General features: G+C 68.4%; 21 protein-coding genes. 13 read left to right on the top strand and 8 right to left on the bottom strand.

Annotated features, from left to right (window positions below; all coding sequences use genetic code 11):
* Window positions 1-122 precede the first annotated feature (122 nt).
* The 4 genes from ACMGDH_RS00815 (at window position 123) to ACMGDH_RS00800 (ending at window position 2,529) form a co-directional block, all read left to right on the top strand.
* Entirely contained in the window at window positions 123-857 is a 735-nt protein-coding gene (locus tag ACMGDH_RS00815; protein WP_436826023.1) for a hypothetical protein, read from the top strand.
* A 256-nt stretch (window positions 858-1,113) separates the two neighbouring features.
* A complete protein-coding gene (locus tag ACMGDH_RS00810) occupies window positions 1,114-1,488 on the top strand; it encodes a nuclear transport factor 2 family protein (protein ID WP_436826022.1) in 375 nt (124 codons plus the stop codon).
* Window positions 1,489-1,555: 67 nt separating this feature from the next.
* Window positions 1,556-1,948 (top strand): hypothetical protein, encoded by a 393-nt coding sequence (locus tag ACMGDH_RS00805; RefSeq protein WP_436826021.1) that lies wholly within the window; start codon window positions 1,556-1,558, stop codon window positions 1,946-1,948.
* 59 nt (window positions 1,949-2,007) lie between these two features.
* Window positions 2,008-2,529 carry an NUDIX hydrolase gene (locus ACMGDH_RS00800; RefSeq protein WP_436826020.1) on the top strand — a complete coding sequence of 174 codons (522 nt, stop codon included), beginning with the start codon at window positions 2,008-2,010 and terminating at the stop codon, window positions 2,527-2,529.
* Between the two features lie 60 nt (window positions 2,530-2,589).
* On the opposite strand, the gene ACMGDH_RS00795 is transcribed toward ACMGDH_RS00800, so the two are convergent.
* The 3 genes from ACMGDH_RS00795 to hrpB form a co-directional block, all read right to left on the bottom strand.
* On the bottom strand, window positions 2,590-2,790 hold the full coding sequence (locus ACMGDH_RS00795; RefSeq protein ID WP_436826019.1) for a dodecin family protein: 201 nt from the start codon (window positions 2,788-2,790) through the stop codon (window positions 2,590-2,592).
* Between the two features lie 79 nt (window positions 2,791-2,869).
* The gene (locus tag ACMGDH_RS00790) at window positions 2,870-3,151 is read right to left on the bottom strand and encodes an ETC complex I subunit (RefSeq protein ID WP_436826018.1); all 282 of its coding nucleotides are present in this window, start codon (window positions 3,149-3,151) and stop codon (window positions 2,870-2,872) included.
* Between the two features lie 29 nt (window positions 3,152-3,180).
* Window positions 3,181-5,697: an ATP-dependent helicase HrpB gene (gene hrpB, locus ACMGDH_RS00785; RefSeq protein WP_436826017.1), complete on the bottom strand. Its 2,517-nt coding sequence runs from the start codon at window positions 5,695-5,697 to the stop codon at window positions 3,181-3,183.
* A 60-nt stretch (window positions 5,698-5,757) separates the two neighbouring features.
* On the opposite strand from hrpB, the gene ACMGDH_RS00780 reads away from it, so the two are divergent.
* Window positions 5,758-5,973, top strand: a complete 216-nt coding sequence (locus ACMGDH_RS00780; protein ID WP_436826016.1) for a hypothetical protein — start codon at window positions 5,758-5,760, stop codon at window positions 5,971-5,973.
* Window positions 5,974-6,092: 119 nt separating this feature from the next.
* Here the strand turns inward: ACMGDH_RS00780 and ACMGDH_RS00775 are convergent, their stop codons facing one another.
* On the bottom strand, window positions 6,093-7,106 hold the full coding sequence (locus ACMGDH_RS00775; RefSeq protein ID WP_436826015.1) for a polyprenyl synthetase family protein: 1,014 nt from the start codon (window positions 7,104-7,106) through the stop codon (window positions 6,093-6,095).
* Between the two features lie 75 nt (window positions 7,107-7,181).
* Between ACMGDH_RS00775 and ACMGDH_RS00770 the strand changes: the two genes are divergently transcribed.
* The 4 genes from ACMGDH_RS00770 (at window position 7,182) to ACMGDH_RS00755 (ending at window position 11,414) form a co-directional block, all read left to right on the top strand.
* On the top strand, window positions 7,182-7,475 hold the full coding sequence (locus ACMGDH_RS00770) for a chorismate mutase (RefSeq protein WP_436826014.1): 294 nt from the start codon (window positions 7,182-7,184) through the stop codon (window positions 7,473-7,475).
* A gap of 60 nt (window positions 7,476-7,535) precedes the next feature.
* On the top strand, window positions 7,536-8,651 hold the full coding sequence (locus tag ACMGDH_RS00765; protein WP_436826013.1) for a glycoside hydrolase family 130 protein: 1,116 nt from the start codon (window positions 7,536-7,538) through the stop codon (window positions 8,649-8,651).
* 130 nt (window positions 8,652-8,781) lie between these two features.
* The gene (locus tag ACMGDH_RS00760; RefSeq protein WP_436826012.1) at window positions 8,782-10,362 is read left to right on the top strand and encodes an alpha-amylase family glycosyl hydrolase; all 1,581 of its coding nucleotides are present in this window, start codon (window positions 8,782-8,784) and stop codon (window positions 10,360-10,362) included.
* Window positions 10,359-11,414 carry a glycosyltransferase family 4 protein gene (locus tag ACMGDH_RS00755; protein ID WP_436826011.1) on the top strand — a complete coding sequence of 352 codons (1,056 nt, stop codon included), beginning with the start codon at window positions 10,359-10,361 and terminating at the stop codon, window positions 11,412-11,414. The genes ACMGDH_RS00760 and ACMGDH_RS00755 overlap by 4 nt, the downstream gene beginning before the upstream one ends.
* Here the strand turns inward: ACMGDH_RS00755 and smc are convergent.
* From smc to ACMGDH_RS00735, 4 genes are read right to left on the bottom strand one after another with little or no spacing between them, the layout of a single operon-like run.
* Window positions 11,397-14,810 carry a chromosome segregation protein SMC gene (smc, locus tag ACMGDH_RS00750; RefSeq protein ID WP_436826010.1) on the bottom strand — a complete coding sequence of 1,138 codons (3,414 nt, stop codon included), beginning with the start codon at window positions 14,808-14,810 and terminating at the stop codon, window positions 11,397-11,399. The two genes, ACMGDH_RS00755 and smc, sit on opposite strands and share 18 nt — an antisense overlap.
* Before the next feature lie 26 nt (window positions 14,811-14,836).
* On the bottom strand, window positions 14,837-15,577 hold the full coding sequence (locus ACMGDH_RS00745; RefSeq protein WP_436826009.1) for a DsbA family protein: 741 nt from the start codon (window positions 15,575-15,577) through the stop codon (window positions 14,837-14,839).
* Window positions 15,578-15,604: 27 nt separating this feature from the next.
* Window positions 15,605-16,303 (bottom strand): DsbA family protein, encoded by a 699-nt coding sequence (locus ACMGDH_RS00740; protein ID WP_436826008.1) that lies wholly within the window; start codon window positions 16,301-16,303, stop codon window positions 15,605-15,607.
* Window positions 16,303-16,842 (bottom strand): DUF721 domain-containing protein, encoded by a 540-nt coding sequence (locus ACMGDH_RS00735; RefSeq protein ID WP_436826007.1) that lies wholly within the window; start codon window positions 16,840-16,842, stop codon window positions 16,303-16,305. The genes ACMGDH_RS00740 and ACMGDH_RS00735 overlap by 1 nt, the downstream gene beginning before the upstream one ends.
* A 27-nt stretch (window positions 16,843-16,869) precedes the next feature.
* On the opposite strand from ACMGDH_RS00735, the gene ACMGDH_RS00730 reads away from it, so the two are divergent.
* The 4 genes from ACMGDH_RS00730 (at window position 16,870) to ACMGDH_RS00715 (ending at window position 23,541) form a co-directional block, all read left to right on the top strand.
* Window positions 16,870-17,916, top strand: a complete 1,047-nt coding sequence (locus ACMGDH_RS00730) for an A/G-specific adenine glycosylase (protein ID WP_436826006.1) — start codon at window positions 16,870-16,872, stop codon at window positions 17,914-17,916.
* Window positions 17,909-19,195 carry a serine hydrolase domain-containing protein gene (locus ACMGDH_RS00725; RefSeq protein WP_436826005.1) on the top strand — a complete coding sequence of 429 codons (1,287 nt, stop codon included), beginning with the start codon at window positions 17,909-17,911 and terminating at the stop codon, window positions 19,193-19,195. Before ACMGDH_RS00730 ends, ACMGDH_RS00725 begins: the two co-directional genes overlap by 8 nt.
* A gap of 14 nt (window positions 19,196-19,209) precedes the next feature.
* Window positions 19,210-20,079 carry an NAD(+) diphosphatase gene (nudC, locus tag ACMGDH_RS00720; RefSeq protein ID WP_436826004.1) on the top strand — a complete coding sequence of 290 codons (870 nt, stop codon included), beginning with the start codon at window positions 19,210-19,212 and terminating at the stop codon, window positions 20,077-20,079.
* Between the two features lie 243 nt (window positions 20,080-20,322).
* Window positions 20,323-23,541, top strand: a complete 3,219-nt coding sequence (locus ACMGDH_RS00715; RefSeq protein WP_436826003.1) for an autotransporter domain-containing protein — start codon at window positions 20,323-20,325, stop codon at window positions 23,539-23,541.
* The last annotated feature ends 18 nt before the right edge of the window (window positions 23,542-23,559 follow it).

Below are 23,559 nucleotides of genomic sequence, written 5' to 3'. Positions count from 1 at the left end.
GCTTCGGGATTGCCTGGGTCCTTGAGGTTCGGGCCCAAGGCGGTTGCCTGGATCGGAACACATGCTCTGGCAATTGCCGGAATGTTGTGCCTTAAACCGAGCGGGGAACTAAGGGGGGCATAATGAAGCTGATGGTAATGCGGGCGTTCTCAATCGTGCCGGCGCTTGGCGCCTGCGTGCTGCCAGCCTCGGTTGACGCCACGCCGAGGAAAGAATTGGCGCTCGACTCGAATTCGGAATCGGCACTTGTCGTCATGAAGACCGAATGGTGGCAGCCGGCCCCATCGATGAAGTCTGCGTTCAGACTTACTCTCACCAGCTATGATCCGATTGCGGAGAAACTTCTGGGAAAGCCGTTCGGCGGAAGTGCAGAGTTCGCAGCGCAGAAGAAGAAATTCCTAGGTGATTATCTAGTGATGCGCGTCAAGCCTGGCCGCTGGGTTTTCCAGAGCTATTCGCAGCAGGACAAATGGGCATTGTGCTTCAATGCTGGCTCGTGGCAATTTGAAGTCAAACCCGGGCGGGTTGTCTATCTGGGCGAATTCGACTCTCCCTGGCACCGCGAGCGTCTCACCGAAGAGGCGCTACGATCGGGAAAGGTGTCGATCAGCGGCTATGGCTTCGCAGATTTCTTCGACCTTCCCGAGGGTCCGCGCTTCAGGCCTGTCGATACGGACCAATTGGCCGCCGTCCGCGACATGCTGGGCCGACAGGCGCCCGCCGTTACGGCGCCTGTGGAAGCGGCCGAATATAGTCCAGCAAAATTCGGAACGGGATCGACGCTGTTCGGCGAGCGCGTATGCGGCGGCTATTTCGTGAAGGGTGCGAAAAAGAAGGACGACAAGGCGCAGCAATAGCTCTCGAGCGCGGCGACCGCGATCCCATTTCGAGCGAGTTGGGTCGAGTAAGCGGGCGAGGTTTTCGATCTCAGGACCTCCGCGCTCGATGGCAGGGATGAGCCGTGCGGAGATTGCTGTCCGGACCGCACGGCTCGCCATTGCATAAGCAGCATGCAGATTGCTCGGCGGTTAACGCGCGCTTTTCAGCTGGCCCGCCCGATTGCGGCCGCGAGGATCGGCGCTAGGCTGATGTCCTTTCGGCTGGAGAGCGCTCATGGACTGGAACGGCTTTGCGCGCCAATGGTGCGAGGACTGGAACGCGCACGACCTGGATCGGGTGCTGGACCATTTCGACGACGAAGTGGTCTTCACGTCGCCGTTCGCCGCGCGCTTGCTCCCGCAGACCGGCGGGCGGATCGTGGGTAAGGTCGCGCTGCGGGCCTATTGGGAGGAGGGTCTTCGCCGGATCCCTGACCTGCACTTCACCGTCGAGCATGTGTTCGGCGGCGTCGAAACGCTGGTCATCCAGTACCGCAACCAGACCGGTGCGCGCGTGAGCGAGGTCCTCCAGTTCCGAAGCGGCAAGGTGATCGCGGGGCACGGAACCTATGAAGCAGGCGCCGATAATCCGATGGGCGCCCGCGCCTGAGGGTGCAGCGAAGGGTTCCGCGGGATCGTCAGCGTAAATTCAGGTGGGATGTGCTATACGCGGGACCATGCGAAACCTAACCCCCATCCTCATCCTCGGCGCGCTGCTGGCCGCGGCGCCGGCTGTCGCCTCGCAGAAGTCCGATTCCGATGCCGAGCTGCGGAAGCTGCTCGAGGGCCGCGTGGCCGGCAAGCCGGTCAACTGCCTGAACCTCACCGAGACGCGCAACAGTCAGATCGTCGAGGGCAAGGCGATCGTCTACGGCACCGGCAAGACGATCTGGGTCAACGTGCCTCGCTCCGGCGCGGACAGCCTGCGCGACGACGACATCATGGTCACCCGGCCGTTCGGCTCGCAGCTGTGCAGCGTCGATTCGGTGCGGTTCGTCGATCGGGCAGGCGGCTTCCCCCGCGGCTTCGCGATACTGGGGGACTTCGTTCCCTATACACGGACGAAATAAACGCCAGCGACCCCTTCCGGCCATTTCCATTCGCGGCGTCTCCCCCTAAGGCCGCGGCCATGACGGACGAACCGGTCGAGATCGCCTGGCAGGGCAAGTGGATCACCGCCAAGCGACAGGGCAAATGGGAATATGTCTCGCGCGCGCGTGGCATGCAGGCGGCGGTCATTCTGGCGGTGGACGACACCGGCCATGTGCTGCTCGTCGACCAGTATCGCGTGCCGCTCGGCCGGCGCTGCCTCGAACTTCCGGCGGGGCTGATCGGCGACGAGCACGACGGCGACACCGCCGCCGCGACTGCGCGGCGCGAGCTGGAGGAGGAGACCGGCTATCGCTGCGCCGAAGTGGAGGAGCTCGGCTATTTCCACTCCTCGCCCGGCATGGTGAGCGAAGGCTTCACGCTAGTGCGCGCGGCGGGACTGGAGAAGATCGGCGAAGGCGGCGGCACGCACGACGAGGACATCAACGTCCACCGGGTGGCGCTGAGCGAGGTGCCGGCCTTCGTGGCGCAGAAGCGCGCCGAGGGCTTTGGCGTCGACGTGAAGCTGCTGCTCCTGCTCGGTCAATCGCTGCTGGGTTGAGCTACTCTTTGCCGTCATTCCATTTTCGCAGAATGACGACCAGAGATGTCGGCTAAATGATTACTCGACGACGAAGGTCACGGCCAGCGTCACGCGCCACTCGATTACCCTGCCGTCGCGAATCACGGCCTTGGTGTCCTTCACCCAGGCGCCCTCGATGTTCTTGATGGTCTCGGATACCTTGGCGACGCCCGTCTGAACGGCGTCTTCGATTCCCTTGGACGAAGCGGTGATGATCTCGATGGTCTTGGCGACAGCCATGACATGCTCCTTTGCTGACCCACCCGTACCGATAGCATCGCACGGGGACAGGCAAGTCAATCCCTGCCGCCGGCCGGGATCACCGGAAATTGTCGGCGTAAGCCTGGAGCTTGAGCTTGCGTTCCGGCGCAGGGACGACGTGATAGGCATAGCCTTCGCGCTCGGCGTGGGCCTTGGCGGCGTCGAGCGTGGGGAAAGCGATGCGGATCTGGTTCGACGTGTCGCCGCTGCCGTTCCAGCCGGTGAGCGGGTCGGCGCGCTGCGGAGTCGCGGGCTCGAACTCGAGCATCCATAGATCGGTGCGGGCGCGGCCCGACTGCATCGCGTTCTTGGGACGCTGAAAGATACGCGCGGTCTTCAACTTGTGCCTCCAATCGATTGCTGCCGCCTCTAACGCGCGGACGCGTTTCTTGCATCAGCCTTTTTGGTACGCAGCGTCGCCGAGGCGGCGGCGGGATCGTCGGGCCAGGGATGCTTGGGGTAGCGGCCGCGCATCTCCTTGGCGACCGCGGTCCAGCTGCCCTTCCAGAAGCCCGGCAGGTCGCGCGTCGTCTGGATCGGGCGGCCCGCAGGCGAGGTGAGGCTGAGCACCAGCGGGGTGCCGTCGCCGAGCAGCGGGTGCCGGTCGAGCCCGAACAGCGCCTGGACGCGGACTTCGGCCGTGGGGCCGCCCTCGGCTTCGTAATCGATCGGGTGAGTCGAGCCGGCGGGCGTCTCGAAGCGCGCGGGAGCGAGCCGGTCGAGCGTCTTCTGCCCATCCCAGCCGAGCAGGTTCTGGAGCGCCTGCGTGAGGCCTTCGGGCGCGATGGCGTCAAGGCGTCGCTTGCCTGCGAGCAGCGGCGGCAGCCAGTCGTCGAGCGCAGTGAGCAACGCTTCGCCCGAGAGTGCGTCATTGCCGGCATAGGCGGCGCGGGTGCGGAGCGCCCGGGCAGTTTCGGACCAGGGGAGAAGTGCCAGGCCGTGGGCGCGCACGCCCTCGAGCAGCGCAGCTTCGATTTCGGCGGGCGAGGCGGCCGAATCGCTGCCGCTCGACAGGCGAATCGCGCCGAGGCGCCGCTCGCGCAGCGCTTCGATGCGGCCGGTGGCGGGATCGAAGCTGACGGTGCGGCGCGTCTCGATCCGATCGGCGAAAAGCGATTCGACCGTGGCGGCGTCCATCTGCGCGGCGGAAAGGATGCGCGCGCCCGATGCCATGCCCTGCGTCTCGGCGACCGCGAGCCATTCGGCGCGGGCCAGGCTGGAGGCAGGATCGAGCCTGAATCCGCGGCCGCCGGCGGATGCCCAGGTCTCGCCGCTGGCGTCGCGGCGGCGGGCGATGCGATCGGGGAAGGCGAGGGCGACGCAGATTGCCGCTTCAAAGCCCTCTCCCCTCTGGGGAGAGGGTTGGGAGAGGGGCACGAGGGGAGAATGCGTCGCACTTCCCCTCTCTCCGGCCCTCTCCCCAGAGGGAAGAGGGAGAAGCCTCGCCCAGCGTTCGGCCAGCTTCCTTGCGCCTTCGGCCCGCTGTCCCCGCTCGCTCCGCCAGCGCCGCAGCCGCAGCTCGAGGTCTGGATCGTTACCCCCCAGCCCTCGCTCGCCGAGGAGTACCGCCACCTGCGCCGCGGTACGCGCCAGCCCCATCTCGCCCGCGCGTACCAACATATGGCCGAGGCGCGGCGGGAGCGGCAGGCGCGCGATCGCCTTGCCATGCGGCGTCGGGCGGCCGTCGGCATCGAGCGCTTCGAGACTCCCGAGGCGGCGGCGGGCCTCGGAAATCGCCGCTTCGGGCGGCGGATCGAGCCACTGCAGGTTGCGCGGATCGGCGACGCCCCACAGCGCGCAGTCGAGCAGCAGCGCGGAAAGATCGGCTTCGAGGATCTCGGGCGGGTCGAAGCGCGGCAGGCCGGCGGTGGCGGCTTCCTCCCACAGGCGATAGGCGATGCCGGAACCCTGGCGGGCGGCGCGGCCGGCGCGCTGCGTGACCGATGCCTGGCTGGCGCGCTCGGTGACGAGCCGAGTCATCCCGGCGGCGCGATCGTAGCGCGGGCGGCGGGCGAGCCCGGAGTCGACCACGATGCGGATGCCGTCGAGCGTCAGAGAGGTCTCGGCGATCGACGTGGCGAGAACGATCTTGCGGCGACCCTCAGGGTCGGGCGCGATCGCTGCACGCTGGGCGGCGGGATCGAGGCTGCCGTGGAGGCGGTGGAGCGCGACGCCGGCAATGTCGCCCAGCCGCTCGGCGGTTCGCTCGATCTCGGCGACGCCAGGCAGGAACGCGAGCACTCCGCCCTCCGCCTCGCGAAGTGCGGTGCGCACCGCGGCGGCGATCGAATCCTCGATCCGCGCTTCGGCCGCGCGCCCGAGGTAGCGCAGTTCGAGCGGGTGGCTGCGGCCCTCGCTCTCGATCACCGGGGCGTTTCCCATCAGGCCCGAGAAGCGCGCGCCGTCGAGCGTGGCGGACATGGCGACGAGGCGCAGATCGGGGCGGAGCGCTGCCTGGGCGTCGAGCGCGAGCGCGAGCCCGAAATCGCTGTCGAGGCTGCGCTCATGGACTTCGTCGAACAGCACTGCGGAGACGCCGGCGAGCTCGGGATCGGCCTGGACGCGGTTGACGAAAATGCCTTCGGTCACGACGGTAACCCGGGTTTCGGCCGAGCGCCTGCTGTCCATCCGCGCGGCATAGCCGAAGGTGCGGCCCACCGGCTCGCCTGCCAGCGCGGCCATCCGCTCGGCGGCGGCGCGCGCGGCGAGGCGGCGGGGCGAGAGCAGCAACACCTCGCCGGTGCACCAGCCCTCGCCGAGTAGCGCCGGGGCGACCGCCGTGGTCTTGCCTGCGCCGGGCGGCGCCACGAGCACGGCGTTGCTGCTCTCGCGCAGTGCGGCGAGCAACTGGGGCAATACAGCGTGGATCGGCAGGCTCTCACTCATCGCGCGCAACCAATTCCCCAAGTCCGTGTTGGGCGCAATCGAGGCAAGGAGCATGAGGACATGGCGAAGACCCTGGCACAGTTCACCATCACGCCCGATACCAACGGCGACTACACCCTGCACCTCGAGGATGAGGACGGCGAGACGCTGGAGTTCGCCGCCAGCTACGAGCAGCTCGATCTGATCGTCGAGGCGATCGAGGAGCAGCTCGATTCCGACGAAGAGGACATCCTCGGCGTCGACGAAGACGATGAGGACATCGTCGAGGACGAATAGCGGCGGGCGCCGTCGAAAGGAACTCCGTTCGCCCTGAGCTTGTCGAAGGGCGCTTACCGCGCGTGGAGCCGCCCTTCGACAGGCTCAGGGCGAACGGTGGTTCGGGGGAAACGTCGGGGCTAGTAACCTCGGGCGACCGCGAACTCGACTGCTTCGATCATCGCATCCTTGGCTGCGCCGGGTGCGAAGCCGCCGAGCGCGTCGATCGCGCGCTGGCCATAATGGCGCGCCCGCGCCAGAGTGTCATCGACCGCGCGGCTGTCGCGGACCAGGCGGATCGCCTCGGCGAAATCCTCGTCGGCGATGCGGCGGCCCGAAATGGCTTCCTTCCAGAATGCGCGCGCCGCATCGTCGCCGCGGGCATAAGCGAGGATGACCGGCAACGTCATCTTGCCTTCGCGGAAATCGTCCCCGGCGTCCTTGCCCATCGTCGAGGCGTCCGAGACATAATCGATCGCATCGTCGACGAGCTGGAAGGCGATGCCGAGATTGCGGCCATAAGCGTCGAGCGCGGACTCCTCTGCTTCGGAGCGCTCGGCGATCACCGCGGCGATGCGGCAGGCGGCGGCGAACAGCGCGGCAGTCTTGGCGCCGATGATGTCGAGATAGCGTTCCTCGGAAAGGTCGATCCGGCGCACGGCGGTGAGCTGGTTGACTTCGCCCTCCGCGATCACGGCCGAGGCGTTCGACAGGATCTTGAGCACTTTCAGGCTGCCGTCCTCGACCATCAGCTCGAAGCTGCGCGAGAACAGGAAATCGCCGACGAGCACGCTCGCCGGATTGCCCCAGATGATGTTGGCAGTGCGCTTGCCGCGGCGCAGGTCCGAATTGTCGACCACATCGTCATGGAGCAAGGTCGCGGTGTGGATGAACTCTACCGCGGCGGCGAGCCGGTGGTGGCGCGTTCCCGAATAGCCGAGCAGCTTGGCGCTCGCGAGCGTGAGCATCGGCCGCATCCGCTTGCCGCCGCCCGCGATCAGATGGCCGGCTAGCTCGGGAATCAGCGGAATGTCGGACTGCATCCGATCGAGGATCACCTGGTTCACTAGGTTGAGATCGTGCGCCACCAGCGCAAGCATCGGTTCCAGCGAAGGCTCGGGCCGTTGCCCCAAGCGATGGATGGTGGCGCTCATGGCGGCGGCTCTGGCGCGGGACGGCCGCAAAGGCAAGGCTTGCGTAGCGTCCGCGCCCGGGCAAAAGAGGGCGCCATGCCCGACGAGACGCTGCTTCGCTATCGCCAGAGCATCGACAATATCGATGCCGCGCTGATCCATATGCTCGCCGAGCGCTTCAAGGTCACCCAGGCGGTGGGCGCTTACAAGGCCGAGCATGGCTTGCCGCCCGCAGATCCTTCGCGCGAGGAAGCCCAGATCGCGCGGCTTCGCGGTCTCGCCAAGGATGCGGACCTCGATCCCGAATTCTCGGAGAAGTTCCTGCGCTTCATCATCGACGAGGTGATCCGCCACCACGAGCGGTTGCAAGGCGGAACCGAAACGATCTAGCCCCGTTCGGGCTGAGCCCGCCGTTCGACGGGCCCGGAGCAAGCGAAAAGGGGGGCCCAGGTGAACGACGACTATCTGATCTTCCGCCCCGACGACGTGGACCTGCGCCAGTCTCCGCTGCGCGGATCGGTGCACGAGCCCACGCATGTGCTCGGCGCGTTCAATCCGGGGTTCGCGCGGCTGCCCAACGGCAACCTGCTGCTGATGGTGCGCGTGGCCGAGGCGCTATCCGAACCGGTACAGGGCGATTGCGCCCGCGCGATCCGCTGGACGCCCGAAGGCTATGTCCTCGACCGCCACCCGCTCCACGGCATCCACATGGACGATCCGCGCCAATTCGCGCTCAAGGAGCGCAACCCGCGGCTCCTGGGGCTCACGTCGCTCTCATGGCTGCTGCCGGTGGAAGTGAGCCGCGACGCCCGTGAGATCGTCAGGATCCACTACGACAAGGCGATCGCCCCTTCGGCCAGCTTCCTCGAATATGGCGTCGAGGACGCGCGGATCAGCCTGGTCGGCGGCAGCTGGTGGATGACGGTGTGCGGCGTCTCTGCCGAGCGCCACTGCACAGCGATATACCATTCGGTGAACGGGCTCGACTACAAGCTGCTCGGCGTGGTGCTCGATCACCAGAACAAGGACATGATCCTGTTCGAGGGCAAGATCGGCGGCAAGTTCATGGCGCTCACCCGGCCGCTCGGCGAAGTCTATTTCGCCTATCCCGAGGATAGCCCCTGGCTTGGCGGCCCTTCGATAAACCTCGCGCAATCGCCCGACGGGCTTCACTGGAAGCCGCTCGACCAGCCGGGGATCCGCGCGCGCAAGGGAACTACCAGCACGCAGCGGATCGGCGGCGGGAGCCAGCCGGTGCTCACGCCCGAAGGCTGGATGCTGATCTACCACGGTGTCGAGAAAAAAGACGCGGTGGGGATCTATCGCAGCTTCTGGGCGCTGCTCGACAGGGACGATCCGTCGAAGATCCTGCGGCTGGAGGACGAGGAACCGCTGCTCGAGGCGAACCCCGCGCTCACCGCCGACGTCGCACACCAGATGTATCTGCCGACCCCGGTCGTCTTCACCACCGGCGTGGCGGATGCGGGGGACAATTATGTCGTGGCGGGCGGCGAGGCCGATCTGGCGTGCCGGATCACCCATCTGCCCAAGGAGCGGTTCCGGTGAGCCACGCGACGCTCTCCGCCGGACATGTGCTCCTGCGAAAGCAGGAGCCCAGGAGTCGCACGCGATTCGTTTCGTTACCCTGGGCTCCTGCTTTCGCAGGAGCACGGGGAAAACACGAAGGATTTGCCCGATGACCGAACCGCTCTGGTGGCAGAAGGGGGCGATCTATCAGATCTACCCGCGCTCCTTCCAGGATTCGAATGGCGACGGGATCGGCGACCTCAAGGGAATCGAATCGCGGCTCGATGCGCTGGTCGAGCTCGGCGTCGACGCGATCTGGATTTCGCCGATCTATCCCTCGCCGATGGCCGATTTCGGCTATGACGTCGCCGATTACTGCAGCATCGATCCGCGCTTCGGGACGCTGGCGGACTTCGATTCGCTGCTCGCGGCTTGCCATGAGCGCGGGCTCAAGCTGCTGCTCGATTTCGTGCCCAACCACAGCTCGAGCGAGCACCTCTGGTTCAAGGAAAGCCGCTCCTCGCGCGACAATCCGAAGCGCGATTGGTACATCTGGCGCGATCCGGTGATCGGGCCGGATGGCGAGCGGCGCCCGCCCAACAACTGGATCAGTGACTTCGGCGGATCGGCCTGGGAGTGGGACGAAGCCACCGGCCAATATTATTACCACGCCTTCCTTAAGGACCAGCCCGACCTCAACTGGCGCAACCTGGAAGTGCGCCAGGCGATGATGGACGTGCTGCGCTTCTGGTTCGATCGCGGCGTCGATGGCTTTCGGATCGACGTGCTGTGGCACATGATCAAGCACGCCGACTTCCCCGACAATCCGCCCAACCCGGCCTACACTCCGGCGATGGGCGAGATGCACCAGCTGCTCCAACTCCATTCCACCGACCAGCCCGAAGTGCACGGCATCGCCACCGACATGCGCCGCGTCGCCGATTCCTATCCCGGCCGCGTGCTCGTGGGGGAGATCTACCTGCCGGTCGAGCGGCTGATGCATTATTACGGGCGGGGCGAGGCGGGGGTGCATTTGCCCTTCAACTTCCAGCTGATCGAAGCGCCGTGGGAAGCACGTGCGCTCGCGCAGCTCATCGCCGACTATGAGGCGGCGCTGCCTGCGGGCGGTTGGCCCAATTGGGTGCTGGGCAACCACGATCGCCCGCGCGCCGCGACGCGTTTCGGCCCCGCCCAGGCGCGTGTCGCGGCGATGCTGCTGCTCACGCTACGCGGCACGCCGACGATCTATTACGGCGACGAGATCGGGATGATGGACGTCGCGGTGCCGGCCGACCAGGTGCAGGACCCGCGCGAACTGAACGAGCCCGGGCTGGGGCTCGGCCGCGATCCGGTGCGCACCCCGATGGCATGGGACGCGAGCCCCGGCGCGGGTTTCACCGGCGGACGGCCGTGGCTGCCGCTCCACCCCGACTGGCAGGAGCGCAACGTCGCCGCGCAGCGCGAAGTACCGGGATCGATGTGGCGGCTCTACCGCGACCTGCTGGCGCTGCGGCGGTCGCGCCCGGCCCTGTCGATCGGCGACTGGCTGCCGGTCGAATGTTCGGACGGGCTGCTCGCCTATGAGCGGCGTCGCGGCAACGAGCGGTTGCTGGTGGTGCTAAACCTGACCGACCGGCCGCAGGCCTTCGCCATCCCCGAATGGGCTGAGGGGCTCTCGGTGCTGCTCGCCGCGCAGGGCGGGCGCGATCCCGCGGTCCTCGGGCCCGACGAAGGCTATATCCTCGGATGAAGATCGCAATGCTGGCGCCGATCGCGTGGCGCACGCCGCCCCGCCACTATGGCCCCTGGGAGCTGGTGACCAGCCTGCTCACCGAAGCGTTGGTCGCTCGCGGGATCGACGTGACCTTGTTCGCGACGCAGGATTCGATCACCGCGAGCAGGCTCGCAGGGGTGGTGCCGCGCGGATATGAGGAAGACGGCGCGATCGACGCCAAGGTGTGGGAATACGCCCATCTCGCGCATGTCTTCGAGCGCGCGGGCGAGTTCGACCTGATCCACAACCAGGCCGATTTTCCGGCGCATGCGTTCGCGAACCTGGTCGACACCCCGATAGTCACGACGATCCACGGCTTCTCGTCCGAGCGGATCCTGCCGATGTACAAGCCGTACGAGGACCGCATCCATTATGTTGCGATCTCGGATGCCGATCGGCATCCGAGCCTGCGTTACGCGGCGACGATCCACCACGGCATCCGGCTGGACGAATTCCCGTTCGATCCGCTGGGCGGCGAGGACCTGCTGTTCTTCGGCCGTATGCACCCCGACAAGGGTGCTGCCGAGGCGATCCAGGTGGCCAAGGCGACCGGCCGCGACTTGGATCTATACGGCATCATCCAGGATCAGGGCTATTTCGACCGCGAAGTGGCGCCGCACGTCGACGGGATGCAGATCCGCTACCACGGTCCGGTGGGCGGCGAGGCGCGGGTGCGTGCGCTGGGCGGCGCCAAGGCGCTGCTCCACCTGATCAACTTCGACGAGCCGTTCGGGCTGTCGGTGATCGAGGCCATGGCATGCGGCACGCCGGTGATCGCGATCAATCGCGGCTCGATGCCCGAGCTGATCGACCACGGACGCACGGGGTTCCTCGTCGGTTCGGTAGGCGAGGCAGTTACCGCACTCGCGCAGATCGAGGCGATCGACCGGGCTGCGTGCCGCGCTGCGGTCGAAGCACGGTTCTCGGTCGAGGCGATGGCGGAGAAGTATGTCGCGCTGTACGAGCGAGTGCTGGCCCTTCCCTCTCCCGGGGGGAGGGGGCGCCTGCGGCTACTCCGCCGCCAATAAGCTCTCTGCCCCGCCAAGATCGACCGACACCAGCCGGCTCACTCCGCGCTCGACCATCGTCACGCCGAACAGCCGGTGCATGCGGCTCATCGTCGCGGCGTTGTGCGTGACGATCAGGTAGCGCGTCGCCGTCTCGCGGGTCATCGCTTCGAGCAGGTCGCAGAAACGCTCGATGTTGGCGTCGTCGAGCGGGGCGTCGACTTCGTCGAGCACGCAGATCGGCGCGGGATTGGTGAGGAACAGCGCAAAGATCAGCGCGACTGCGGTCAGGGCCTGCTCGCCGCCCGAGAGCAGGGTCAGCGACTGGAGCTTCTTGCCGGGCGGCTGCGCCATGATCTCGAGCCCGGCCTCGAGCGGATCGTCCGAATCGATCAGCGCAAGATGCGCCTGTCCGCCGTTGAACAGCGTGGTGAAGAGCCGGCGGAAATGCTGGTCGACGGCTTCGAAGGCGGCGAGCAGCCGCTGGCGCCCCTCGCGATTGAGCGTGCCGATCGAGCCGCGTAGCCGGTTCACCGCCTGGGCGAGCTCGTCGCGCTCCCTGGCGTTGGTAGTGAAGGCGGCCTCCAGCTCGGCGAGCTCGGCTTCGGCGACGAGGTTGACCGGCCCGATCCGCTCGCGTTCGGCGCTGAGCCGCTCGTGCGCCGCGGACTCGTCCTGCGGGGTGCGCACCGTGTCCGAATCGAAGCCCGCTTTTTCGGGAAGCAGCGGCGGCGGGCATTCGAAGCGCTCGCCCGAGAGGTGCCCCATCTCGATCCGGCGCGCTTCCTGGTTCTCGGCGCGCGCAACCGCGCCGGCGCGGGTTTCGCGGGCCACTGCCAGCGCCTCGTTGGCCGTGCGGACATCGGCTTCGGTGGCGCGAAGCGCGCCCTCGGCCTGTTGCTCCGCGGCCATCGCCTCGGACGATTGAGCGCGCGCGCTCTCGGTGGCCGCTTCGGCTTCGGCAACCTGTGCATCGAGCTTCGCCGGACGTTCGGCGAGCGCGGCGCTTTCGTCGGCGAGCTGGACTGCGCGCTTGTCCATCTCGGCAGTGCGGCGCGCCGCCTCACCCGCGCGTGACTTCCAGCTGCGACTCTCGGCCTCGGCGGCGGCGAGCCGCTCGCGCGCGCTCGCGATCTCGCGCTCGAGCCCGCCGCGCTCGGCACGCACCGTGGCGGCGGCGGCGCGGCGGCGCTCGGCATCGCCCGAAAGCGCGGCGACCTTGGCGCGCGTGGCGCTGCCGTCGGGGAGCGCGGCCTTGGCGGCGTCGGCGCGCGCGAGCTCGGCGGCAGCTTCCTCCTGCTCGGCGGCGACGCGGCGGACGCGGCTTTCGAGATCGGCACGCTGCGATTCGAGCCGTTCGAGCTGCGCAGTGGCGCGGTCCTCGGCACGGCCCGCTTCGCGCCCGGCATTCTCGGCATGGTCGAGCAGGCGGCGGCTGTCGGCAGCGGCGCGGCGCGCCTCGGCGATCGCTTCGTCGATCCGCGCGAGCTCGGCGTCGGCGGCGTCGACGGTGCGCACCGCGGCCGGACGTTCCTTCTCGATCGCGGCGAGCCGGTTGACGCGTTCGAGCCGTTCGGCCGCGGCGGCGCCGCCCGAGCGCGCGACATAGCCGTCCCAGCGGCGGAGCACGCCGGCGAGCGTCACCAGCCGCTGGCCGGCCGCAAGCTGCTGGCCCGAATCCTTCTCGGCGACGAGCACCTGCGCGAGCCGGCGGGCGAGTGCGGCGGGTGCCGTGACGTGCTGCGCGAGCGGCGTGGTGCCAGCAGGCGCGGCGGGATCGCCGGGCTGGGGTTCGGCACCCGCCCAGTGGCGCTCGGCGGCCGCGTCGAGTCCGGCTTCGAGGTCGTCGCCCAGCGCCGCGGCAAGCGCGCGTTCGTAGCCGGCGTCGACGCGGAGCTTGTCGAGCAGCCTGTCCTTGTCGGAGGGGCGCGTCGCCTTGGCGAGGGCGGCAGCCTCGCTGTCGAGCTGGGTAAGTTCGGCGTGCGCGGCGGAGCGTGCGGCCTGGGCGCGGTCCCGGCTCTCGATCGCCGTGCGTTCGGCGGCATCGGCACGCGCAAGGCCGGCGCGCGCCGTCTCGGCCTGGCGGAGCGATTCGGCGCGGGCGTCGGCAGCACGCAGCTTCTCGGCCTTGAGTGGTTCGGGATCGGCGAGCGCGTGAAGCTCGGCATCGACGCGCGCCTTGTCGCGCGCGGCACGTTCGGCACGGGTGCGCGCGGCGGCCAGCGCTGCTTCAGCGACGCGCGCCTCCGCGGCTTCGCTTGCCTGGGCGGCGAGTGCCTGCGCCAGCGCCACTTCGGCATCGCGCGCGGCGCGCTCGGCATCGGCGAGCGCGGCGTCGAGCGTCGGCATGCGCGCGGTCGATTCGGCGATGCGCGCCTCGAGCGCCTTGGCCTCTCCGGCCAGCCGCGCGAGCGCGTCGGTGGCGTCGCGCGCGAGTGCACCTTCGCGCGAGCGGTCGTCGGTCAGGCGTGCCTCGGCGTCCTTGAGCTCGTTGATCCGGCGCTCGACCGCGGCGCGCTCGCTGCGCAGCGTCGCGAGCCGGTGCATCGCGTCGGTGGCGCGGTCGCGGACGGTGAGCGCCGCCGCGCGGGCGCCTGCCAGCGTTTCGGCCGCTGCCTGCTGCTTCGCGATCGCGGCCTCGTTCGCTGCGGTGCGCTCGGCGACGACCGCTTCGGCGGCCTGGGCCTCCTTCTTGGCGATGTCCGCAGCCTCGGCAGCCTCGCGCCAGCGCGAAAAGATCATCCGCGCCTCGGCAACGCGGATACGATCGGAGAGCTCGCGGTAGCGTTCGGCCTGGCGCGCCTGACGCTTGAGCTGCGCGGCGCGATTTTCCTGGTCGCCGATAACCTCGTCCAGCCGCGCGAGATTGGCCTCCGTCGCGCGCAGCTTCTGCTCGGCGTCCTTGCGGCGGACGTGGAGCCCGGCGATGCCCGCCGCTTCTTCCAGCATCGCGCGCCGTTCGCCGGGCTTGGCCTGGATGATCGCGCCGATCCGGCCCTGGCTGACCAGCGCAGGCGAGTGTGCACCGGTCGCCGAATCGGCGAAAACCAGCGCGACGTCCTTCGCCCGCACGTCGCGGCCGTTGATCCGGTAGGCGGAGCCAGCCCCGCGCTCGATCCGGCGGACGACTTCGAGCTCGCCGTCGTCGTCGCCCCCCGCCTGCTCGGCGAGGATCGAGACTTCGGCGAAGTCGCGCGCGGGTCGCGTCGCCGTGCCCGCGAAGATCACGTCCTCCATCCCCGCGCCACGCATCGATTTGGCGCTGTTCTCGCCCATCGCCCAGCGCAGCGCTTCGAGCAGGTTGGATTTGCCGCAGCCGTTGGGGCCGACGATGCCGGTGAGTCCCGGCTCGATGCGCAGGTCGGCCGGGTCGACGAAGCTCTTGAAGCCTGTCAGCCGCAGCCGCTTGATCTGCATCGCCGCCCCCCGCGGCCCCTAGGCGGTCATCGCGCGCCGGCCGCCCGAAGCGCCGGTTCGACCTGCGACCACATCGCCGCCTCGAGCTTTTCGCCGTTAATGAGGAACGTCGGGGTGCCGTTCACGCCCATTTCGTTGGTCGCCTTGGCCATGCCGTCGGCCATGCGCTGGATCGCCGCCTGATCGTTCAGGCACTCGCGCGCCTGCGCTTCGGGAAGCCCGCGCTGCTTGACGAAATCGACGATCCCCAGGCCGTCGGCCATCGCCACCGCAGCCTGCGGCGGAGTCATCGTCTGGAGCTGCTGGATCGCCGCCGGCGGAAGCTGTTGCTGCCGCTCGAGGAACTGCTGCTGGTTGGCGAACATCTGCTCGAGCATCGCGAAGAACGACGGCGTCGGCATGCACTGGTTGAGCAGACCCAGCGCGAGATCGGGTGCGCCGTGCAGCGGGAAGTCGCGCCACTCATAGCTCACCCGGCCAGTGGAGATGTATTTCTGCTTGAGCGGTTCCATCGCGTCGGTCGAGAAGCGGCCGCAAGTGGGGCAGGTACGCGAGCCATATTCGACCAGCTTGATCGGCGCGTTCGGATTGCCGAGTACCCAGCCTTCGGCGGTCTTGGTGACTGTATCGACCCAGTTGGTGCCAGCCGGCGGCGCGACCGTCGCGACCGGGCTTTCGGATGCGGCAGGCGTCGCATTATCACCACCGGCTCCACCGCCGCAGGCGGCGAGTGCGAGGAGCGGGATCAGGGTGAGGGCAGAGCGCATGTCTTGTGGTCTCCTGAGGGAAGAGGATCAGCTGTCGGCGGCGCGCAGCTCGGGCTGGAGCTGGTCCCAGCTATAGGCGCCCACGCGGCGCCCGTTGATGAAGAAGCTCGGCGTTCCGCGCACGCCATGGACGTTGACGGCGTCGGCGTTGGTCTTGGCGATACGCCCGATCGCCGCAGTGTCGGCTAGGCAGCGGCGCGCCTGCGCCGCGGGCACGCCCTGCTTCTGCATGAAGGCGATCATTCCCAGCGCCTCGGCGAACTTCGTCGCCGATTGCGCGGGCGGAAGCTGCTGCCAGCCCTGCACCTGCTGCGGCGACTTCTCTGTCAGCGCATGCGCGTCGAACGCCTTCTGGTTGGCGAATATCGCGTCGAGCACCGGGAAGAAGCGCTGCACCGGCACGCACTGGTTGAGCAGCGCGAGCGCGAGGTCGGGCGCGCCATGGACCAGATAGTCGCGGAATTCGTAGCTGAGCTTGCCGCTCGCGATCCACTCGCGGCGCAGCGGCTCCATACCATCGGCAGCGAAGCGGCCGCAGGCGGGGCAGGTGCGCGAGCCATATTCGATCAGCTTGATCGGAGCGTTGGGATTGCCCTGGCGATAGCCGCCCTCAGCCGTGCGCACGACGGTGTTCACCCAGTTGGCGGGCTTGCCCTGGCCCGCGACCGCGGGACCCAGGCCGATGAGCAGTAGCAGTGTCGCCGCGAGGAGCCGGAACGCGCGCATCAGTCGATCCGCCCCAGCTTGGGCATCTCTTCGTTTGCCACCACCCCCGCTGCGAGCGATTCGAGCACGGCCTTGAGCTCGGGATCGGCGATCCCGCGCAGGCTGTCCCCCATCGCCTCGGACAAGGGCTTGAGGCTCGGCGGCGGCGTGGCCCGCTCGGCGCGCTTGACCTCGCCGTGGCGGATCGCGAGCCGCGCGACCGCGGGATAGCCGAAGAAGCGGTTCACCCGCTCGACGATCTCGGGCGCGATATGCTGCATCATCGGGGCGTGCGCGCCGGAGACGACCAGGCTCAGCACGCCCTCTGCGCGCTTGCCCTGCGGGAAGCGGATCGATTCGGGAATCGAGACCCGCGCGTAGCGCTCGCCGACGATTTCGCCCCAGCGGCTCACCACGCTGTGCTGGACGAAGCCGAACTTGCGGAACGCCGCGCGTCCCACGTCGGGCAGCAGCTCGGAGACCGGGCGGGCACGGTTGGACCGTTGCGGCTCGAGCTTGGGCTGGCGCGTCGTGGCGCGTGGCTTGGGGGGCTTCGTCATTTCCGCCAACCCATGCCATAGGGGCCTGTGCCCGACAACGTCCCTCGCGCAATCGCCGCCGCGCTGCTCTCCTGGTACGACGCCCACGCCCGCGACTTGCCGTGGCGCGCGCGGCCGGGCGCCAACGCCCCCGAACCCTATCGCGTGTGGCTTTCCGAAGTGATGCTCCAGCAGACCCAGGTCGCGAGCGTCATCCCCTATTTCGAGAAGTTCACTGCGCGCTGGCCGAGCTTCGAGGCGCTGGCGGCAGCCGACGATGCCGAACTGATGGCCGCCTGGGCCGGGCTCGGCTATTATGCCCGGGCGCGCAATCTGCTCGCCTGCGCGCGCGAAGTCGCAGCGCGGGGCGGACTTCCCGACTCCGAAGAGGCGCTCCGCATGCTTCCCGGGATAGGCGGCTATACGGCGGCCGCGATCGCCGCGATCGCGTTCGGGCGGCGCGCCGTGGTGGTCGACGCCAATGTCGAGCGCGTCGTGGCACGCCTCTTCGCGCTGGCCGACCCGCTGCCGGGCGCCAGGCCGCGCATCCGCGAACTGACCGATTCGATCACGCCTGACGCACGCGCGGGCGATTTCGCCCAGGCGATGATGGACCTGGGCTCGGGCATCTGCACCGCGCGAAACCCCCGCTGCCTGCTCTGCCCGCTGCGCAGCGAATGCACAGGCTTCGCGACTGGCACGCCCGAAGCCTTTCCGGTCAAGGCGAAGAAGACTCCCAAGCCGCAGCGCTTCGGGACGATGTTCTGGGCCGAGCGTGACGGGCATGTGCTGCTCGTCCGTCGTCCGGGCAAGGGGCTGCTGGGGGGTATGCGCGCGCTCCCCACCGGGCCATGGGAAGCATCACCGCCGGGCCTGGAGGGCGCGCCTTTCGCGGCAGAATGGCGTCTGCTCGATGCGCGCGTCAGCCATGGCTTCACCCATTTCAACCTCGACGTCGCGCTTGCGGCTGCCACAATCCCGTCGCAAGCAGAGGGCAGCCAAGGCGAATGGTGGCCGGTCGAGGCGATCGAATCGGCGGGGCTGCCCACGGTTTTCGCCAAGGCGGCGCGGGTGTTCGGGAGGGAATATGCATAAGGCATTGGGACTGAGTTTCGCGGCCGCGCTGGCGCTGGCCACGCCGGGGGCTTTGGCGCAGCACGCGGGGCATCACGCCTCTGCCGCGGCGAGCCAGACGCAGGCGCTCGTCGACCGTTATGTCGCCGAAGGGCGCGTGCCCGGCGCCGTGGCGGTCTTCGCCAGGGGCGACGCCGCGCCCACCGTGATCGCCGCGGGCCGGATCGCCAACGAACCGAGCGCACCCAAGGCCGACATCGACAGCCTGTGGCGCGTCTATTCGATGACCAAGCCGATCACCGGCATCGCCGCGATGATCCTGGTCGAGGAAGGCAAGCTGCGGCTCGACCAGCCGATCAGCGACTTCATCCCGGCATTCAAGGACATGAAGGTGCTCGTCGATCCGGCGAAGGACCTCACCAGCCGCCCGGCGGCGCGGCCGATCACCGTGCGCCACTTGCTCACCCACACCGCCGGGCTCGGCTACAACATCATCACCAAGGGGCCGCTGCTCGACGAATACAACCGGCTGGGCATCAACCCCGCGCAGGTGAGCCAGGCGATGGAGCCGGGCATGCGCACCGCGCGGCCCAAGAGCCTCGCGGAATTCGCCAACCGCGTGGCGACACTGCCCCTGATCGCCGATCCGGGGGCGAAGTTCAGCTATTCGATTGGGCTCGACGTGCTCGGCCGCGTGATCGAAGTCGCGAGCGGCATGCCCTTCGACCAGTTCGTGAACACGCGCATCTTCGCGCCGCTCGGGATGACGTCGAGCTACTGGACCGTGCCCGCCGGCAAGGCAGGTATTCTGGCGACCAACTATGCCCAGATGGGCGCGAACCGTATCCCGATGGACCCGGGCGCGACCTCGGTGTGGCTCCAGCCGCCGAGTTTCGCCTATGGCGGCGCGGGGCTGGTGATGTCGGCGCGCGACTATGATCGGTTCCTCCACATGCTGGTCAACGGCGGCGAGCTTGGCGGCGCGCGTATCCTCAAGCCCGAAACGGTACGGCTGGCCATGTCCGATCTGCTGCCGGCTGGCGTGGACAAGTCGGCGCTGATGGAGATGGCCAAGGACAGCGGCGTGCCGATGGGGTTCGGCGCGGGCGGATCGGTCTATCTCGCGGACAGGCCCGGCGGACCCGGCAAGGGCACATTCGGCTGGGCGGGCGCGGCCGGGTCGATCGGCTGGGCGGACCCCGCCAATAAGGTGCGCGCTACCGGCATGATCAACTTGTTCGGCGACATTCCCTTCAAGCGCGAGCTTTCGCAGGCCGTCTACGCCGACATGGCGAAGTGATTCGGACAAAGTAAGTGATTGCACCCGGCTTTACCGGCGGCACGATCGACCGCGCCGACCGTGTCCGCCACGAGCCCGCGCTGCTCGTGGCGGCCGAGGCCGATCCGCGCGCGCGGCTGCTCGTGCTCGACGGGCTCGATCCGCAGCTCGACGAGGCAGGACGGCTGGTCTGGACGGCGCTCGACGCAGCACCGGGCGAGCGGCTGTTCCTGGGCTATGACGAAGGCGTGCCGCTGTTCGCCGCTGCGCCGCCGCACGGCCAGCCCTTGCCCGGCGGGCGCTCGCCCGCGCTGTTCGCGATGCTCGACCGGTTCCACGCCGCCGACGCGGCGCTCTATGCCGCTGCCCGCAGCCTGGTCGACTGGCACGGCAGGCACGGCTTCTGCGCGGTCTGCGGCACCGCGACCGAGGCATTTCGTGCGGGCTGGGCGCGCAAATGCCCGAGCTGCGCCGCCGAGCATTTCCCGCGCGTCGATCCGGTGGTGATCATGCTCGCCGAGCGCGGCGACAAGGTGCTGCTCGGCCGCCAGCCGCCCTGGCCGGCCGGCCGCTATTCGGCGCTGGCGGGCTTCCTCGAGGTCGGCGAATCGATCGAGGAAGCAGTCCGGCGCGAGATTGCCGAAGAAGCCGGCGTGCCGACCGGCGCAGTCCGCTATGTCGCTAGCCAGCCGTGGCCGTTCTCCTCCTCGCTGATGATTGCCTGCATCGCCGAGGCGCTCGACGAGCGGATCGCGATCGATGTCCACGAGCTGGAGGACGCACGCTGGTTCAGTCGCGACGAGGTTCGCCTCGCGCTGGCCCGCGATCCGGCGGCCACCTTCGGCGCACCCCCGCCCTATGCGATCGCCCACACGCTACTGACCGCCTGGGTGGAGGGGGCTTAGCTAAGCCAATCCTCTCCCGGGTGGGGAGAGGGTTTCTGGTAAACCCGAAATTGACTTTCTTTTCAGGTCAATACTCGATCCGTTGAGATTGTTTCGCTTCCATGACGCGCAACCGCTGATAGGCTGGTCGATGCGAGTCGCCGGGATTGTCGAATCCCGAGCGGGGGTTCGTCGGTCCCACTTCCCGGGAGCGGCGGCGGCTCGCGGATATGGGCGCCGCTCCCGAACAGGGGAGTCAAGGCCATGTTATCGACACCGGCTCGTACGGCGCTGCGGCGCATGCTCGCGGGATCCGCGGCACTTTCGGCAATCGTCTGGTCCGGCTCGGCATTCGCGCAGGATATCGTATCGGTGGCACCCACCGAGGAGCCGCAGATCGTGGTCCGCGACGATCTCAACCCCAACGCGCCTCCGCCCGGCGGCGTGCTCGATCCGGTCGACATCACCGGCGTTGGGCAGGTAGTGACGGATCAGGGCGGTGGCTTCGTCGGCCTTTGCACCGGCACGCTGATCAATCCGCGCACGGTGATCTTCGCAGCCCATTGCGTGAACGACGTTCCGGCCCAGAGCTATGGCTCGGCGAGCGGCGGCACGGCGATCAGCGTCGGTTTCAAAGCCGACAATCGCCCCCCGCTGATCCAATGGCTCAATTCCGGCTACGCCACCAATACCGCCAACGCGCTCTATAACGTCGAGCAGGTCTGGTACGACCAGCGATCACTCGCGCCGAGCTCCGAAGGATTTCTGGAGGCCGACATTGCGCTCGCGACGCTCGATACGCCCGCGACCGACATCCCGAGTTGGACCTTGCTCTTCTCGCCGTTGACCGAGCAGACCCACGCAGTCGTCACCGGCTATGGCAGCCGCGGGACCGGCACCAGCGGCGCGATCGGCATCGATTTCCGCCGCCGCGTGGCGGAGAACATGCTCTCAGTGCTCGGCTCGCTCGACGATCGCAACGACTGGCTGTTCGGCCCCGCACCGGCGGAGAATCCGCAGAGCCTCTACATGCTCGATCTCGACAGCCCGGCGGGCGAGGGGGCGTTCAACCCGGCGACCGGCCGCTATGACTTCGATATCTTCGACGGCGAAGCGCTTCCCCGCGAGGGCGGTACCGCGGGCGGGGATTCGGGCGGACCGCTGATCGTGGACGAGGCGTTCGACCGGCCGGTGGTCGCGGGCGTGCTCTCGGGCGGCTCGCGCTTCTTCACAGCGCAGCCCGATTCAAGCTACGGCACGCATAGTTTCTACCAGCCGCTGTTCCTGTTCTGGGATGCGATCGTCGCCAACAACAGCTACGTCTATGCCACCAATCGCGCCGGCATCCGCGACTGGACCGATCCGAAGCACTGGGTCCAGGCGATGGACCCCAATTATGCGATCGTCCGCGATGGCGAGCTGGTGAACGGGCTTCCCGACACGCCTGCGCTTGGTGTCTCGGGCAACACTCCCAAATTCGGTTCGGTGTGCTTCCTCGCCGATTGCATCGACCTGGCCGATGATCCCGAGGCGACGCCGGTGCCCGAGGGCGACGGCGCGCCGGTCTATGTTCCCGGCGGCCCGGGCACGCGCAACTTCGTGCCCGACAACGTAGTTGCCGATCCGGCTGCGGGTGTGCGGGCGCGATACTATGACGTGACGCTCGCCGCGCCGGGGATCACCAGCCTGGGCAGCGACGTGACGATCGATCGGCTGACGGTGGATGGCGCGACGGTGCTCGACGTGCGGACCGGCGGGCAGCTGGGCGTGCTCACCGATTTCACGCAGTGGTCCGGCTGGACCAACGTCGACGGGCTGCTCCGCACGCGCGAGGCGCTGGTGGCGACCGGCATCCTCTCCGGCTCGGGCACGCTCGATCCGACCTATCTCACCATCGGGCGCGCTCTGGTCGCGCCGGGCGGCAGCGGGATCGGAACGCTGACGGTGCAGGGTGATGTCATCCTTTCCTCGGGCGCGCTGCTCAGCATCGATCTGTCGCGCACGGCAACGGACAAGCTCGTCGTGGCCGGCGACGCGCTCAATCCGGGGATTGCCGCGCTCGACGGGACGGTGATCTTCAACCGCGGCAGCCCCTTCTCGACGCCGCGGCACGGGCAGAGCTTCACTTTCCTCACCGCCACGGGCGGCGTGGACGGCGAGTTCTCCCAGGTGCTGAGCACGCTGGGACTGCTCACGGCCAAGGTAACCTATGATCCCAATGCCGCGCATGTGACGCTGAAGGCTGGATCGATCTTCGACTATCTGGGCAATGCGAAGGGTCTGGCGGGCATCTTCGCACAGGCGCTCGATAGCCTGCGCGACGGCAGCTATTCGAACCTTTCGAACCTCTACGGATCGATAGACCTGATGGAGCCGGCCCGACTCTCCGCCACGCTCAACGGCCTCAACCCGAGCATCATCGGCGAATCACGATCGCTCCAGGAACGCCAGTCGACGGTGATGCTCAATGCCGTCACCGACCGTCTGTCGATGCTTGGCACCGGCAGGCTCGGCGGACGGCTGAGCATCGTCGGCACGCCCGGTGCGCTGACCGGGCTGGCGAGCCTCGACCGGGGTGAGTCGATCGCGCGGTCGAGCAATCTCAGGGGCATGCTGCCGAGCGAGGCGAGCGTGGGCGCGCTCCCTGAAAATGTCTCGGGCTTCGTCTCGGGCGGCTTCGTCAGCGGACGCAGCAGCTATGGTGTAGCGGGCCAGGCGAATGGCCAGCAGAGCTGGTACATGGGCATGGGGCTCGAGATGGAAGTGGCGCCGTTCACCACGCTGGGCACCGCGATGGGCTTCTCGCAGGGGACGAGCCGGCCCGGGCTCGACCAGGCGGAGGCGGATACGCGGGTGACCCAGCTCACCGTCTATGGTTCGCACCGGCTGGGCGGGGGCGTCTATGTCGCCGGGCTGGGCATGGCGGAGCGGACCGAGACCGGGCTGCGCCGCTACGCGAGCACGGGCGAGATGGGCTATGCGCTCGGCGCGAGCGCCAACGTCGATCACTATGCGGCGCGCGCGGAGCTGGGCGTGAACCTGCCGCTCGCGCAGGCGATCACGGCGACGCCCCGGGTCTCGATCGGCTATTCGGCCTATGCCTATCGGCCGTTCCGCGAGGGCGGGGGCGAAGTGGCGCTGCAGGTCGACCGGCTGAGCTCCTCGACGATCGAAGGGCGCGCCGGCATGCAGTTCGCCGGTTCGGCGCGCATAGGGGCGTGGACGCTCTTGCCCCAGTTCACCGCCGATTATGTGCAGGTGGTGGCGGGCGACCGCGGATCGATGCTGGTGCGCTTCGTCGCGGCGCCCGACGCAGCGATGCTGCTGCCGCTGGTCAACGGGGGCGCACAATGGGGCGAGCTGCGCGGAGGGGTGCGGCTGGCCAACGGTCCGGTGGACTTCGGGCTGGGCATCGAGCGGCGGATCGGCCGGGCCCTGTATCAGGACGATCGGGCGGTAGTGGACGCGCGGCTGCGGTTTTGAGGTGCTGACCCTCTCCCG

It is taken from the genome of Sphingomonas radicis (genome assembly GCF_051400635.1).
Taxonomy (GTDB): Bacteria; Pseudomonadota; Alphaproteobacteria; order Sphingomonadales; family Sphingomonadaceae; genus Sphingomonas.
This window is presented reverse-complemented; position numbering and strand designations above follow the sequence as displayed.

Coding starts and splice junctions, on each gene's coding strand:
- ACMGDH_RS00815 (WP_436826023.1), top strand. CDS start 123: ATGAAGCTGATGGTAATGCGGGCGTTCTCAATCGTGCCGGCGCTTGGC.
- ACMGDH_RS00810 (WP_436826022.1), top strand. CDS start 1,114: ATGGACTGGAACGGCTTTGCGCGCCAATGGTGCGAGGACTGGAACGCG.
- ACMGDH_RS00805 (WP_436826021.1), top strand. CDS start 1,556: ATGCGAAACCTAACCCCCATCCTCATCCTCGGCGCGCTGCTGGCCGCG.
- ACMGDH_RS00800 (WP_436826020.1), top strand. CDS start 2,008: ATGACGGACGAACCGGTCGAGATCGCCTGGCAGGGCAAGTGGATCACC.
- ACMGDH_RS00795 (WP_436826019.1), bottom strand. CDS start 2,790: ATGGCTGTCGCCAAGACCATCGAGATCATCACCGCTTCGTCCAAGGGA.
- hrpB (WP_436826017.1), bottom strand. CDS start 5,697: ATGAGTGAGAGCCTGCCGATCCACGCTGTATTGCCCCAGTTGCTCGCC.
- ACMGDH_RS00780 (WP_436826016.1), top strand. CDS start 5,758: ATGGCGAAGACCCTGGCACAGTTCACCATCACGCCCGATACCAACGGC.
- ACMGDH_RS00775 (WP_436826015.1), bottom strand. CDS start 7,106: ATGAGCGCCACCATCCATCGCTTGGGGCAACGGCCCGAGCCTTCGCTG.
- ACMGDH_RS00770 (WP_436826014.1), top strand. CDS start 7,182: ATGCCCGACGAGACGCTGCTTCGCTATCGCCAGAGCATCGACAATATC.
- ACMGDH_RS00760 (WP_436826012.1), top strand. CDS start 8,782: ATGACCGAACCGCTCTGGTGGCAGAAGGGGGCGATCTATCAGATCTAC.
- ACMGDH_RS00755 (WP_436826011.1), top strand. CDS start 10,359: ATGAAGATCGCAATGCTGGCGCCGATCGCGTGGCGCACGCCGCCCCGC.
- smc (WP_436826010.1), bottom strand. CDS start 14,810: ATGCAGATCAAGCGGCTGCGGCTGACAGGCTTCAAGAGCTTCGTCGAC.
- ACMGDH_RS00745 (WP_436826009.1), bottom strand. CDS start 15,577: ATGCGCTCTGCCCTCACCCTGATCCCGCTCCTCGCACTCGCCGCCTGC.
- ACMGDH_RS00740 (WP_436826008.1), bottom strand. CDS start 16,303: ATGCGCGCGTTCCGGCTCCTCGCGGCGACACTGCTACTGCTCATCGGC.
- ACMGDH_RS00735 (WP_436826007.1), bottom strand. CDS start 16,842: ATGACGAAGCCCCCCAAGCCACGCGCCACGACGCGCCAGCCCAAGCTC.
- ACMGDH_RS00725 (WP_436826005.1), top strand. CDS start 17,909: ATGCATAAGGCATTGGGACTGAGTTTCGCGGCCGCGCTGGCGCTGGCC.
- ACMGDH_RS00715 (WP_436826003.1), top strand. CDS start 20,323: ATGTTATCGACACCGGCTCGTACGGCGCTGCGGCGCATGCTCGCGGGA.